This window comes from Pseudarthrobacter sp. MM222 (assembly GCF_947090775.1).
Taxonomy (GTDB): domain Bacteria; phylum Actinomycetota; class Actinomycetes; order Actinomycetales; family Micrococcaceae; genus Arthrobacter.
In genome coordinates this window covers 2,486,234-2,498,779 of the sequence record NZ_OX352321.1, presented here as the reverse complement: position 1 = coordinate 2,498,779, position 12,546 = coordinate 2,486,234, and the positions used below count along the sequence as shown (strand labels likewise).

General features: G+C 66.5%; 11 protein-coding genes. 4 read left to right on the top strand and 7 right to left on the bottom strand.

The features are described 5' to 3' along the window. Nucleotides 1-5: 5 nt before the first annotated feature. From OM977_RS11330 to OM977_RS11300, 7 genes are all read right to left on the bottom strand, one after another. The gene (locus tag OM977_RS11330; protein WP_264354071.1) at nt 6-926 is read right to left on the bottom strand and encodes an SDR family oxidoreductase; all 921 of its coding nucleotides are present in this window, start codon (nt 924-926) and stop codon (nt 6-8) included. A 47-nt stretch (nt 927-973) separates the two neighbouring features. After that, nucleotides 974-2,728: a CocE/NonD family hydrolase gene (locus OM977_RS11325; protein WP_264354070.1), complete on the bottom strand. Its 1,755-nt coding sequence runs from the start codon at nt 2,726-2,728 to the stop codon at nt 974-976. Then, nucleotides 2,721-3,689, bottom strand: a complete 969-nt coding sequence (locus OM977_RS11320; RefSeq protein ID WP_264354069.1) for an MBL fold metallo-hydrolase — start codon at nt 3,687-3,689, stop codon at nt 2,721-2,723. The genes OM977_RS11325 and OM977_RS11320 overlap by 8 nt, the downstream gene beginning before the upstream one ends. Beyond that, on the bottom strand, nt 3,686-4,636 hold the full coding sequence (locus OM977_RS11315) for an alpha/beta hydrolase (protein ID WP_264354068.1): 951 nt from the start codon (nt 4,634-4,636) through the stop codon (nt 3,686-3,688). The genes OM977_RS11320 and OM977_RS11315 overlap by 4 nt, the downstream gene beginning before the upstream one ends. A gap of 5 nt (nt 4,637-4,641) precedes the next feature. Then, the gene (locus tag OM977_RS11310) at nt 4,642-5,799 is read right to left on the bottom strand and encodes an FAD-dependent monooxygenase (RefSeq protein WP_264354067.1); all 1,158 of its coding nucleotides are present in this window, start codon (nt 5,797-5,799) and stop codon (nt 4,642-4,644) included. 79 nt (nt 5,800-5,878) lie between these two features. Beyond that, the gene (locus OM977_RS11305; RefSeq protein ID WP_264354066.1) at nt 5,879-6,832 is read right to left on the bottom strand and encodes a phosphotriesterase; all 954 of its coding nucleotides are present in this window, start codon (nt 6,830-6,832) and stop codon (nt 5,879-5,881) included. 49 nt (nt 6,833-6,881) lie between these two features. Continuing rightward, nucleotides 6,882-7,892 (bottom strand): phosphotriesterase, encoded by a 1,011-nt coding sequence (locus tag OM977_RS11300; protein WP_264354065.1) that lies wholly within the window; start codon nt 7,890-7,892, stop codon nt 6,882-6,884. Between the two features lie 306 nt (nt 7,893-8,198). Between OM977_RS11300 and OM977_RS11295 the strand changes: the two genes are divergently transcribed. Genes OM977_RS11295 through OM977_RS11280 form a run of 4 tightly spaced genes read left to right on the top strand, consistent with a single transcriptional unit; the run spans nt 8,199 to nt 12,542 of the window. Beyond that, nucleotides 8,199-9,929 (top strand): MFS transporter, encoded by a 1,731-nt coding sequence (locus OM977_RS11295; protein ID WP_264354064.1) that lies wholly within the window; start codon nt 8,199-8,201, stop codon nt 9,927-9,929. 47 nt (nt 9,930-9,976) lie between these two features. Next, the gene (locus OM977_RS11290) at nt 9,977-11,149 is read left to right on the top strand and encodes a cytochrome P450 (RefSeq protein ID WP_264354063.1); all 1,173 of its coding nucleotides are present in this window, start codon (nt 9,977-9,979) and stop codon (nt 11,147-11,149) included. Beyond that, nucleotides 11,146-11,340: a ferredoxin gene (locus tag OM977_RS11285; protein ID WP_264354062.1), complete on the top strand. Its 195-nt coding sequence runs from the start codon at nt 11,146-11,148 to the stop codon at nt 11,338-11,340. Before OM977_RS11290 ends, OM977_RS11285 begins: the two co-directional genes overlap by 4 nt. Before the next feature lie 2 nt (nt 11,341-11,342). Then, nucleotides 11,343-12,542 (top strand): NAD(P)/FAD-dependent oxidoreductase, encoded by a 1,200-nt coding sequence (locus OM977_RS11280; protein WP_264357390.1) that lies wholly within the window; start codon nt 11,343-11,345, stop codon nt 12,540-12,542. Nucleotides 12,543-12,546 lie beyond the last annotated feature (4 nt).

Genomic DNA, 12,546 nt, shown 5'->3' with positions numbered 1-12,546 from the left:
TGCAATCAGTGCGCCGGGCCCCGGACCGGATGTCCGAGGCCCGTGACGAGGCGGGCTATGGCATCCTCGGCGGTTGGCACGGCTCCGAAGACTTCGCGCTGCCGGGTGGTGTCTGCGACGTAGCGGCCCGACTGGAACCAGCCCGCCATCGCGGCCATGTCCTTCGGCAGGGGGTTGACCGGTTCCAGGAGCGTTCCCACGGTATGGAGGAGCCCGACGGTAATTGTCCGGACGCGGATCCGGTTCCCGAGGAGCCTGCCGGAAATCTCAGCGACCTCCTGCATGCTGACCGGGCGGTCCCAACCGATATCGATGCGCTGCCCGTCGATGCCGGGTGCGTCAAATGCGTCGGCCAAGTATCCGGCAAGGTCAGCCGTGAGGACGAAAGTCAGCGGAATACGCGAGGACCCGAGCCACGTGAGGCGCCCCTTGCTGAAAGGGTCGCCACCGAGGCGGGTGACCTGGTCAAGGAATGCCCCCGGGCGCAGTGCAGCGAACGGGACGCCGAGTTCCTCGAGCCGGTCCTCGGCCAACTTCTTGTGCCAAAAGTGCGGAACGTCCGGAGTCTGGTCACAGGTGAGGATGCTCGTCAGCACGAACCTGCGAATGTTGGCGCGGCTGGCAGCTTCGGCGAGGTTGCTGTTGCCTATGGTGTCGATTTGCGGGGTGTCACCCTTGCTGTGCCGGGTGTAGCCTGCCGCCGAGCTGATCACGCCGTCCACGCCGTCCATCGCGCGGACCAGCGAGTCAAGGTCCATCATGTCCCCGCGGGCGATCGTGGCACCGGCGGTTTCCAGACGGGTCGCGTCGGAGCCCGGGCGCACCAGGGCACGCACGTGTTTTCCACGCGACAGCAGCCTGGCCACCACCTGGCTGCCCAACATGCCGGTGCCGCCCACAACCAGGACGGTGCCATCTTCAGTCATCGTCGCCTCCCGTGCAGTCGAACTAATACGCCCCGCGTAGGGCAAATTTACTCACCCGGGAGGGCAACGCAAGGGTTCTCCGCTTGACTGCGCGTTGTGAACGGCAGGACCAGCCGGGACCGGTGGGCGGCGTCCCGGTAGATCTTGTGGGTGACCGGTCGGCCCACCGGCAAGTGGAAGGCGTCCGGCGGGAGCAGCGAGTTGTGCTCGTCCGCCAGTGGCTCGCCGTTGGAGAGTTCCACCGTCAGGACATGGCCCGGTTTGAACGTATTCGCGAACGGGTAGAGGCGCAGCACGTACTCTTCAACCGTCCCCGGTTCAACCGGCACGGAACGGGTGTGCGGGTGGTACGGGTTGCCCTCGGTCGTGCGGTCGTCGAGTTCCCGGTGGGAGGCCTTGAGGTAGCCGGTGGTGATGAGCTGGCGCTTCCCGTTCGGGGCGGTGTCCCAGAGGCGCAGGATGAAATTGGTGTCCGGCTGGTCGATCTCCGCGAAAATGTGGGCGGCGCCCGTGCCGATCAGCTCCGTGTCCTCCTCGAACTTGTCGGTGCTCCAGCTCAGGATCTCCACCTTGTCGGTCACCGTCAGCGGCGCCTGGTAGAAGCCGTCCGGGGCGGCATATTCGAGACCCATCGGCTCGGGCTCGGGGGAGAGCTTGTGGCGGGGACGCAGGTACAGCGACGTGTACTCGATGTCCTTCGGCGGCCACTGGTCCGCGGTCACCACCTCGCGGGAACCCTCCACGAAGACGCTCACGGCCGGCTCGAGCATGACGCCGTTGTCGATGCCTTTGATCCAGTAGTCATACCAGCGGAACATCTTGTCGTGCTCTTCAATGAAGGGGCGGGACTGCATCGGCGGGTACGGGCCAATGTCCAGTTTCTTGGGGCCCTTGAGTTCGTTGAACAGCTCGATGGTGCCGTCCAAGGTCCAGCCGCGGCCTTGGTCGAGTTGCAGGTAGACCGGGATGTCGATGTTCGGAGCCAGCGTGATGGGGTTGCGCTCCTCGTACCAGTCGCCGTCGAGCCCGTTCATCACGATGTCGAACCACGCCTCATGGTTCTTGGGGTAGTTCAGTACGTGGACCAGGTTGGGCCAGGCGGCGACGTCCGGATCCTGCAGGCGGTTGGTGACCAGTTGCTTAAGCTCCTCGGGGGAGTACGTCTCGATCATGCGGGACTTGACGTTGTCGGTGAACGCCCAGCCGGAGTCCCCGCCGCGGCCTTCACGGGCCGCCCGCGGCATGAACCACATGATGCCGCCGTGGTAGGTGGTCTCGTAGAAGTCGTAGTGACCGCCACTGACGAAGATCGCCTTCAGGTGCGGCGGGCGCTCGGCCGCGGCAAGCACCTGCATGGAGCCGAAATAGGAGATGCCGACCATGCCGACGTTGCCGTCGCACCACGGCTGCTCGGCGACCCACTCGATGAAGTCGTACGCATCCTGGCCCAGCGAGACGCCGCCGGCGTTGTAGTTGCCGATGTGCTCGCCGCCGGAGTGGCCGGAACCGCGCAGATCGCCGATGACGTGGGCGTAGTCCTCCTGAACGATCCGGGCGATGTCGCCGGCCTCGATGCAGCCGTCCCACATCGGGCTGGGGCGCCGCTGCGGCGGCGTGGTCAGTGCGAGGGCTTGCAGCTCCTTGCCGTACGGGCTCAGGGCGACCAATGCAGGACGCGGCTTGTCTTCGAGCCCATGGTAGGCGTCCGCGGCGAGCTCGACGCCGTCCCGCATAGGGACCCGGAGGTCCTTGCGAACGGCGATCTTCTCCGCGCCGGCATTCAATAACTGGAAGTCATCCATGAGTGCTTATCTCCTCATCTTCGGTCAAATGGTCCATCGTCGTGCGGTAGCCGTGGAGCGTCGTGAAGAACGGGGACGGCTCCAGCGCGGGGTTCCCGGCGTAACCAAGGTCTTCGGCAACGCGGGCGAAGGGCGAGTACGGCGAGTCCGTATCCTGCAGTCCGGCGGCCAGGCAGCCGCAGGCCGCACTATTGACGCGGGCCTCGATGTCCAGGCTGGCCTGCAGCGCTTCCCGGGCCTGCCCGGCGTCGAGCTCCACGCCGTAAGGTGAGCCATCGGCGCGGCGATACGGGTGCCCCAGGTAGAGACGCCGCGGACGGATCTCATCCCTGAGGTACTGCAGGCTCGAGCGGTAGCCGGCCGGATCCACAAATCCGGGGAAACCGTTGGCCGCACCGTGGACCTGTACGGCGTCGCCGACGAACACGTCGTTTTGGCCGTCAAGGACATATGCAACCGACCCTCGGGTGTGGCCCGGAATCGAGTGGACCGAGACAGAGACGTCGCCGCCCAAGGAGATGGTTTCACCGCCCCGCACCACCAGCGTCGGCTCCATCTCGCCTGAGATGACGGTGTTCGTTGCCGCCGTCAGGTTCCCCTCACCGTCGGGGTCATCCAGGTACTGCGCCCGTCCGGAAAGGAATTCGTCCACGTGGGCCCGGCGCGAGCGCAGCAACGGTGCATCGGCCTCGTGGATGACCACCTGCGCGCGGCGTCCGGTGAGCTCCCACAGGGCGTACGCGCCGCCGATGTGGTCGATGTGGCCATGGGTCAGCAAGATCCAGCGGACGTCCTCGATCCGGCGGCCGATTGCCTTCAATGCCGGCACCATGCCTTCGGCGGGCGAGGACGCGATCCCGGTGTCGACGATGGCGGGTTCCGGGGCGTCGATGTAGAAGCTGTAGAGACCGAACCGGCCCCACGGGGAGACCATGGGGTGAACAGCGACTAACGCCGTCATTGCGCTGTGCCTCCGCCGAGCCCGAACCTCGCGTTCAGGAAGTCACCCGTCTCCTCGAACGCCCGGTAGAACTCCGGGATCCAGGCGAAGTTTTGGACGAAACCGTGGTTGGCCGCCCCGTAGCGGCTGACTGTCGCGTCGACGCCGGCCTCCGACAGGTGCCGGCCGTAGAGTTCGCCCTCGTCGCGCAGGGGGTCGTGCTCGGCGGTGATGACCAGGGCCGACGGCAGGCCGGTGAGGTTTTCGCGCTTGATGGGGGAGACGAGCGGATCCGCCGGGTCCGCCCCGCCGTCGAGGTAGAAGGCGTTGAAGGGCTTGAGGCCCGCCGTCTCCAGTCCGTATCCTTCGGCGTTCTCCCGCAGCGAGGGGTAACGGTCGACGTCGAAATCCAGGTCCAGCGACGGGTAGAACAGGATCTGGTGCGTGATCGCCGAGAACCCGTCATCATGGGCGCTCGCGGCGACGGCGGCCACAAAGTTGCCGCCCGAGCTGTCGCCGGCGATGGCGAGGTTCTTTCCGTCCCAGCCGAGGTTGCCGCCGTGTTCGGCGGCCCAGCGGACCACGCCGTAGCAGTCCTCAAGCCCTGCCGGGAAAGCGGCCTCCGGGGCCAGCCGGTAGCCCACCGAGATGACCTTGTGGCCGGTTTCCTTGGCCAGGGCCCGCGCCACGTGGTCGTGGGTGTCCAGGCTGCCCAGGAAGAACGCGCCGCCGTGGAAGTAGACGAGGATGCCGTAGGCGTCCGCCTCCACGGGCGTGTAGATCCGCACCGGGACCTCGCCCGTCGGCGTCACTGCCGTGGCGTCCTCGACAGAGTGCAGCGGGAGGCGCAGTTCCAGCGGCGGGACCCGGGCGGCTTCGCCGGTGCGCATGGCTTCGGGGTTCAAGGGAGAGCCGTCGGGTGCCGGCAACGTTGCCAGGATTTTGGCGATTTCAGGATGGATCGTCATGGCGTTCAGCCCTTCGAGGGTGCTGGTGCGTTTACGCTGGCAGGCTTCTGGGACGCGGGCTTTTGCCCGGCGGGTTTCTGGCCAGGGAAAACGTCGCTGACCTCTTCCTCGCTCCAGCCCTGGCGGGAAATGCGCTGCAGTTCGTCCGTCACCGGTTTGCGGGTTGCCTGGAAGAGGGCCAGTGCCTCCTTGACCGAACCGGCTTGGGCCAATGCGTCGGCAAGGGCGCCGGCGTCCTCAATGGCAGAGTTCGCGCCCTGGCCCTGGTGGTGCAGCATGGAGTGGGCCGCATCGCCCATCAGCACAACGGAGTCCGAGTGCCATGTGGCTACGGGGTCGATGTCGTAGACGGCGCGGATGTTGACCGCGTCCATAGTGAGGCCGCGAGCGATGTTCACGATCCGCTCGTCGAAGCCCTCCACGGTGGCCACGAGGTCTTCCTTCGTGATGGCGGGCGCCCACGTGCCGTCCGGGTTGAGGGCCGTGATGTCGAAAGACATCTGGTTGCGGTGGCGCAGCGGCAGCAGGTAGACCTTGGTGCCCCGGCCCATGTACATCCGGAGATTGTCGTCAACCACCATCCCGTGGGCGTCGTCGGCGGAGATCACCACGCGGTAAGCATGCTCGCCGGAGAACACGGGGCCGTTGTCACTGAAGAGTTGCTCGCGCACCACGGACTTGATGCCGTCGGCCCCCACCACCAGGTCAGCCTCGACCGTCTTGCCATTGGTGAAGATCAGGACGGAGCGGCCACCCTTATCCTCGATGGTTTCCAGCTTGTGGCCAAGGTGCACCATGCCCTCGGGAAGCACGCTCAGCAGGGCCTCGATGAAGTCGCCGCGGTGGATGAGGTAGGTCTGCTTCTCCTCGCCGAACTCAGGCCAGGTGTCCTGCATGATCGGAGCACCGGTGGCTGTGAGGATCTCGAAGTAGTCGCCCGGCGAACTCACCTTCGCGATCGCGTCGAAGATCCCCCACTGGCGGAACCGGTGCATGGTGGCGGGACGCAGGCCGATGCCGGCGCCGACCTCCCGCATCTGGGCCGCCTGCTCGTACACGGTGACGTTGGCGCCGAGCAGGCTCAGGGCCTTGGCCGCCGCTGCGCCGCCGTACCCCGCGCCGACGATGGCGACGTTGAGGTTCTCGATTTCCGAAGCCTTCATGGTTTCATCTCTTTCTGGACCCTTTCTTGGCCCGGGCCAAGTCTGGGGAAACGGGTAAGTAGGTGTGGTTTGTCCGGGTTCAGGCCTGAAGCGACAGGAACTCGGCCGGGTTGTCCTCGAGTAGGAGCTTGAGGGTGGCGTCGTCAATGCCAGCCGCGCGCATGTCGGGGATCATGTCCTCGAAGATGTAGTTGATGGTGTGGCCCTTCACGCCCGGCCAGCCCAGCGGGCTGCAATTTGCGTCCGCGGAGACGAGGAGCTTGTCCGCATAGCCCTTGTTCACGAGGTCCACGAAGTGCTCCATGCGTTCGGCGCGTTTGCGGCCCCAAAATGGCGGATCCGGCAGCTCGAGGTCGTAGCCGAAGGTGTCGAAGCCGATGCGGCCGCCCTGCCCGTAGATCCAATCGTGCGGGGTGATCGGAGCGTTCAGGCCGTCGTCGGCGTGGCCGAAGAGCACGCGGTCCAGCGGGAGGCCCTCTTCGGTGAAGATGGTCACTGCCGGTTCGGGGTCGATGGCAAGGTGGGTCAGGATCGGCGCGCCGGTGACGACGGCGGCGCGGGCCGCGGCGCGGTAGATGCGCTTGTCCAGGTCCGTCATCCGTCCGCCGCGGCTCACGCCGACTTTGATGACGCCAGCCCTGGCGCCCGTCTTGCCGATGCCGACGGTGATCTCGTGGATGAACACCTTCGTGAGGTAGTCCACGGTTGCGCGGGAGAAATGCGGCAGGGCCGTGTCGCCTCCGACGAAGCCGGTGGAGGCCACGATGTGCACGCCCGTCTTCTGGGACAGCGACTTGTAGTAGTCCACGTCGCGGCCGTTGCAGATGCCGGTGGCATCGACGAAGGTACCGCCGCCGTACTCGCGAAACTTCCGCAGCTTCGGCACGGTTTCCTCGTAGGCCTGCTCCGGCGACTTCCACCATCTGGTGTCCAGTTCGGACCCGGGCATGCCGTAGCCGATGTGTTCGTGGACCGCCACGATTTCCAGTTCTTCGGCCGGGATGGTTCCCAGCACCGTGTTGACCTTGGTCATTCGTGCACCTCAGGGTTCGAAAGCTTGTTGTGGGTGGGCTGACGCGTGCTTAGCGCACCGTCAGCAGGTGGCGGGGGTTGTCCACGAGGATGCGCTGGGCGTCTTCTTCGCTCAGGCCGCGGGCCTTGAGGAAGGGCACGAATGCGGTCAGGACGTGGCTGTAGGGCAGGTTGTACTCGGGCAGGCCCCTGGCCACGCCGATCGAGTTGCCCGAAAGGATGATCCTGTCGGCATGGCCGGCTTTGACGAGCTCGAGCACCAGTTTGGCGCGGTCGTGGTCGGTGAGATAGTCCGCGTGGTCGTTCAGGCCCACGTGGTCGATGCCGACGAAGGCTCCGCGGCCGGCCACCTCGACGGCGGAGCCGGCGGCATCCTTGCGGTCCAGGTCGCCGACGAGCACCCGGTCGGCCTCGATCTGCTCGTCCAGGACGATGTCCAGATCGTGCAGGGCATCGGCGCCGAAACGGATGGAGACCGGTACGCCGGTGCTCTTGGCGGCCCGGGCGGAGCCGCGGAACAAGCTCTCCTCTGTCGGGGTCATGCCGGCGCGGTCGGCGGTGGCAGCGACGATGCCAGCGGAAGCGCGGCGCTCGACCCGGGGAACCACCATGCCCTCCGTGACCTCCTTGCCGAAGAGATCGCGGAACTTTTCTGCCGGCCACGGGGTGGGCGGGTTGGTCTGCGGAGTCAGGAAGTATCCGCCCAGTTCTTCCTCCGGGCCCAGGCCCGTGGAGGCAACGATGTGGACACCGGTGGAGCGGGACAGTGCCTCGTAGAGCTTGAGGTCGCGGCCGTGGAACATGCCGGTGCTGTCGACGATCGTCTGCCCGCCGTGCTCGCGGAAGTCCGTCAGCTTCGCGGCAAGGGCCTCGAAGATCTCCGCCCGGTCCATGGAGATGTCGGGTGCGTACTGGGCGCCCGGGAGCACCGACAACAAGGCTTCATGGACCGCGACAACGCCCAGCTCAGAAGCGGGTACAGGACCCAGGACCGTGTTGACGGTTTGCCCGGCAGGGGCTTGGACTGCGTCGCCGGTCTCGACGGGTGTGGGGTGACTCACGGGGCTTCTCCCTTGAAGTTCGGGTTCTGAATGCAGGGGCGCCGCGGGGCCTGGCCGTGCGCGCCGCTGCGGTGTAGCCACCATCACATATTTCTTTACACTGTGTCAAAGAAATAATCGGAACGTACGCATATTTCTCGCTAAGCCGTTCACATAAACCACAACACGTACAGACTCTTGACATCGTGTAAACCTTGAGGCCAAACTGTGGGGAGCACCACATATTCCGGCCTTCGGGCCGCTCCCCGGTACCTGACAGTCATGGCGCATCACCGGAGAATCACCGGAAACAAAGGAGTTTCATCGATGAATTCGACCACCTCGTTGTCGAGCCGCGGCTCTGTACGAGCCACCTTCGTAGCCGCCTATAGCGCGGTCACCCTGGCCCAAATCACCAACGCACTGCCAGGCGCCCTCAACGGCACCTTTGCCGTGGAGTTCCATACCTCGGGCGCAGGCCTCACCTGGATCGCGGGCATGTTCATGATGGGCATCGTGGTCTTTGAGCTCAGCTGGGGGGTCCTGGGCGACCTCTTCGGCCGCAAGAAGCTGCTGTACGCGGGCGCTATGGTCAGCATCGTCGGCTCCGTCCTGGCGGCGCTGGCGTCGACCACCGAGATGATGATCGCGGCGCAGGCAGTCGGCGGCATCGGGGCGGGCATACTCTTCCCCATTTCGCTGTCCATGATCGCGGCGATCACCCCTGACCATCGCGCCCGGGCGAAGGTTATCGCCACCTGGGCCGGGTTCCTGTCCCTTGGTGCGGTGATCTCTCCGATGCTGGCCGGCTTGACGGCGCAGGCCTTCACCGTGGCGGGACCCGCGGCAGGCGCGCCTAACGTCTTCAGTGGCTGGCGCGTGGCCTACTACATTGCCGCCGCGATCGCCGTCGCCGTCCTCATCATCGCGGTCAAGGCGTTGGACTCTGCGGCCGCGGAGGGCCGCAAACTCGACCTTCCCGGCCAGATCACCCTCGCGCTCGGCCTGATCGCCGTCCTCTTCGCCACCGTGCAGGCAGTCGACGCCGGCTTCGGCAGCGCCGAGGTGATCGCAAGCTACGTTGCAGGCGGCGCCCTCCTGGTCGCCTTCGTTGTCATTGAAACACGCACCAGGCAGCCACTGATCCACCTGTCACTGTTCAGGAACAGCGCCTACTCGATCACGGGTGTGGTTGCCGTTACCGGTATGTTCGCCTTCCTCGCAGTCTGCTACAGCACCAGCGTCGCCGTCGGCGGACTCGCCCTCGCCGAAGCCTGGAAGGTGGGCGTGCTGTTCGTGTTCATCCAGGGCCCGGCATTCGCCTTCATCCCGGTGGTGGGCTGGCTCATCCACCACGTGGCCCCGCGCTGGGTACTGACCGCGGGCTTCGCCTTCATGGCGGTCTCCGCCTTCTGGCTTTCGACGTTCTCCCTGGGCGCGCCGGAGGCCTTCGGCGGAACTCCCTGGACGGCGTTCATTCCGCCGCTCCTGCTGTTGGGCATCGGGTTTGCGCTGACGGTCGGCTCCATCACTGCCGTGGCCATCAACACCGTAGAGCCGCAACACATCGGCATGGCCTCGGCCACGACAAACCTCCTGCGCGACCTCGGTTTCGCCCTGGGTCCCGTCGTCGGCTCAGCCATCGCGTTCGGAGTCGGAGCCACTGTCTTCGCCGGACCCCTCGCCGGAATCCTGGGCGGGGCAGGCCTGCCCGCCGAAGCCGCCGCCGGGCTGTCGAACGTGCCGCCTTTGGGCTACCTCTCCGGCTGGGATGGCGTCATCGCGCAGTTCACCGGCCAGGCAACGGCCAGCGGCGCATCCAGCCAGGCGGTCGACGGCATGGTCAATGCCCTCACCTCCGCGCGGCAGCAGATCCAGGCCGTGGCCGGGACCTCCCTCGGCCAGGGCTTCCAGACCGTGTACCTCGCCGCGGGTATCGCGGCCACCCTCTCCGCCATTCTTACCCTCTTCATCTCGGCCCGTTCTTCGGCGCCCAGGCCCGATGCCGTCGTGGCAACACCTGAGGCCGCTGCGGCCAACGCCAAGGCGATCGTCTGAGACTGACGGCCTCCACACCCGACCACCTCACCCGCAAGGAGAACTCCGTGACTGCACCTATCGAATCAGACATCGACATCTGGGCTGACGACATCCTCGTCGACCCCTACCCCACTTACGCCGCGCTGCGCGAGCAGGCCGGGGTAGTCCACCTGCCCAAGAACGACCTGTACGTCCTGACGCGCTACGACGTCATCCGCGACGCACTCGGTGATCCGGAAACCTTCTCGTCCACGAGCATCGGCTTCAACCCCATGGTGAACGAGGCGCTTCAGGGCACCTCACTTGCCTCCGACCCGCCCGTTCACACGCAGCTCCGCGCCACGCTGTCACAGAACCTCACCCCCCGCGCACTTCGCGGCCTGAAAGTCGTCATCGACGAAAAGGCGGACATGCTCGTCGCCGAGCTCGCTGCCAGCGGCAGCTTCGAGGCCATCGATTCCCTGGCCCGGGCCTTCCCGATCGAAATCGTCGCCGACCTCATTGGCTTCACGGGACACGTCAAGGACAACATGCTGCGCTGGGGCCAGGCCGCCATGCAGGTCCTCGGCCCGCTAAACCAGCGCACGCAGGAGAGCTTCCCGATCGCCGGTGAGCTCTACGGCTGGTGCTCGTCAGTTACCGCCGAAGACCTCACGCCCGGCTCAATCGGCCGCGGAATTTTCGACGCCGAGACACGCGGCGACATCCCCCGGGGCTCTGCGGGGCACATCATCCACCAATACCTGGGAGCGGGCGTCGACACGACAATCGCCTCAATCGGGAACATCATTGCGCTGTTCGGCCACCACCCCGAGCAGTTCGAGCTGGTCCGGGAGAACCCGGACCTTGTCCCAGCAGCTTTCGCCGAAGTGCTGCGCTACTGGGCGCCGGTCCACATCTGGGGCCGCGAAGCAACCCGCGACGTGGACATCGACGGAGTTACCGTTCCTGCAGGGGCCCAAATCGGCATCCTCTTTGGTGCCGGCAACCGGGACCCGCGGCATTACGAGAATCCCGACGCCTTTGACGTGACCCGCAACCCGGTGGACCACCTCTCCTTCGGCTACGGTCCGCACGGCTGCGCCGGCCAGGGACTGGCGAAACTGGAAGCGCATGCCGTCATTGAGGCGCTTGCCCGCAGGGTCAAGACGCTGACGATCTCCGACGAGGTCCGGGAGCCCAGCAACATCACGCGCAGCCTCGAGTTGCTTCAGGTCGCCAAGGTGGTGGCGGCATGAGGATCGCATTGGACCGGCCGCGCTGCGAAGGACACGGCCTGTGCGAGGAAGCTGCACCCAAGCTGATGCACCTTGACGATGACGGTGAGCTGGTCATCGACGTCCCGGACGTGGAAGGGACTGACCTGGGCGCCGCGAAGGCGGCGGTGAGGGTCTGCCCGGTTGCGGCCCTCCGGCTGGAGGCCGCGTGACGATGCGCCGGATAGTGGTGGTCGGCAACGGCATCGCCGGACTCACCGCCTGCGACTCGCTGCGCTCGGCCGGCTTCGACGGCGAACTGACGGTGGTCGGCGCCGAGCGTCACCGCCCGTACAGCCGCCCCGCGCTGTCGAAGGCGCTGCTGCACGGCGTCGACGGGAGCGGTGTCGACGGGAACAGTGCCGACGGCCTGCAAGCCCACGAGCTGCCCGAGCCGAGCCACGGAGCGACCGAACTACTCGGAGTAAGCGCCGCAGGACTCGACGTCGACGCCCGGGTCGTTCGGCTTGACGGGGGAGACGAGCTGCCGTACGACGGCCTTGTCATCGCTTCCGGCTCCCGGGCGAAGCGCCTCGCCTTCAGGGCGGTGGAAGGCGGGCCGCGACACCACAGCTCGTCCCGGGAGCTCACCCTGCGCACGATCGAGGACGCGATCAGGCTCAGGCGTCGCGTCGCGTCGCGGCCATCAGTCATCGTGATCGGCGGCGGACCGCTCGGCATGGAGGTCGCCTCCGGTTGCCTGCACGTAGGCTGCGAGGTCACCCTCGTCGCCGACGTCAAGCCCCTCTCGCGTCAGCTCGGCGACCATCTGTCCGATATCTTCGTTGCCGCCGCCCTCCGGCGCGGACTGCGGATTGTCAGCGGGGGAAAGGCCCGTCTTGTCGACTCCGATGCCGGGATGTGCGTCGCCCTGGCCGACGGCACCCAGCTGGAGGCGGAGCTCGTCGTCACCGCCATCGGCGACGAGCCGAACGTCGACTGGCTGGCCGGTTCGAAACTCCTCGTCGACGGTTCGCTGCGGGTCGACTCCCGTGGCCGGCTACGGCCGGACATCGTTGCCGCCGGCGACGTAGCGTTCATCCGGACGAACCGCGGAGTGGGCCGGGTGCCCCTGTGGACGAGCGCCATCGACCAGGCCAAGGTCGCGGCCGTCGGCCTGCTTCAGGGCGACGCGGCGCCCGAGTTCAACTTCCAGCCGTACTTCTGGACCGAGGGCTTCGGCCTGTCGCTCAAGTCGGTCGGCTTCGGGCCCGTGGTCGGCGCACCCGACTACAGCGCTCCGGGCGAGGACCGGGATTCAATGCTCCTGCGCTGGCAGAACAAGGATGGCTCCGGGACTGCCGCGGCGATCAACTACCGGATCCCCATCCCTAAACTGCGTCGACTGGCCAACGCCGGGCCGGGAGCGTTCTAGGATT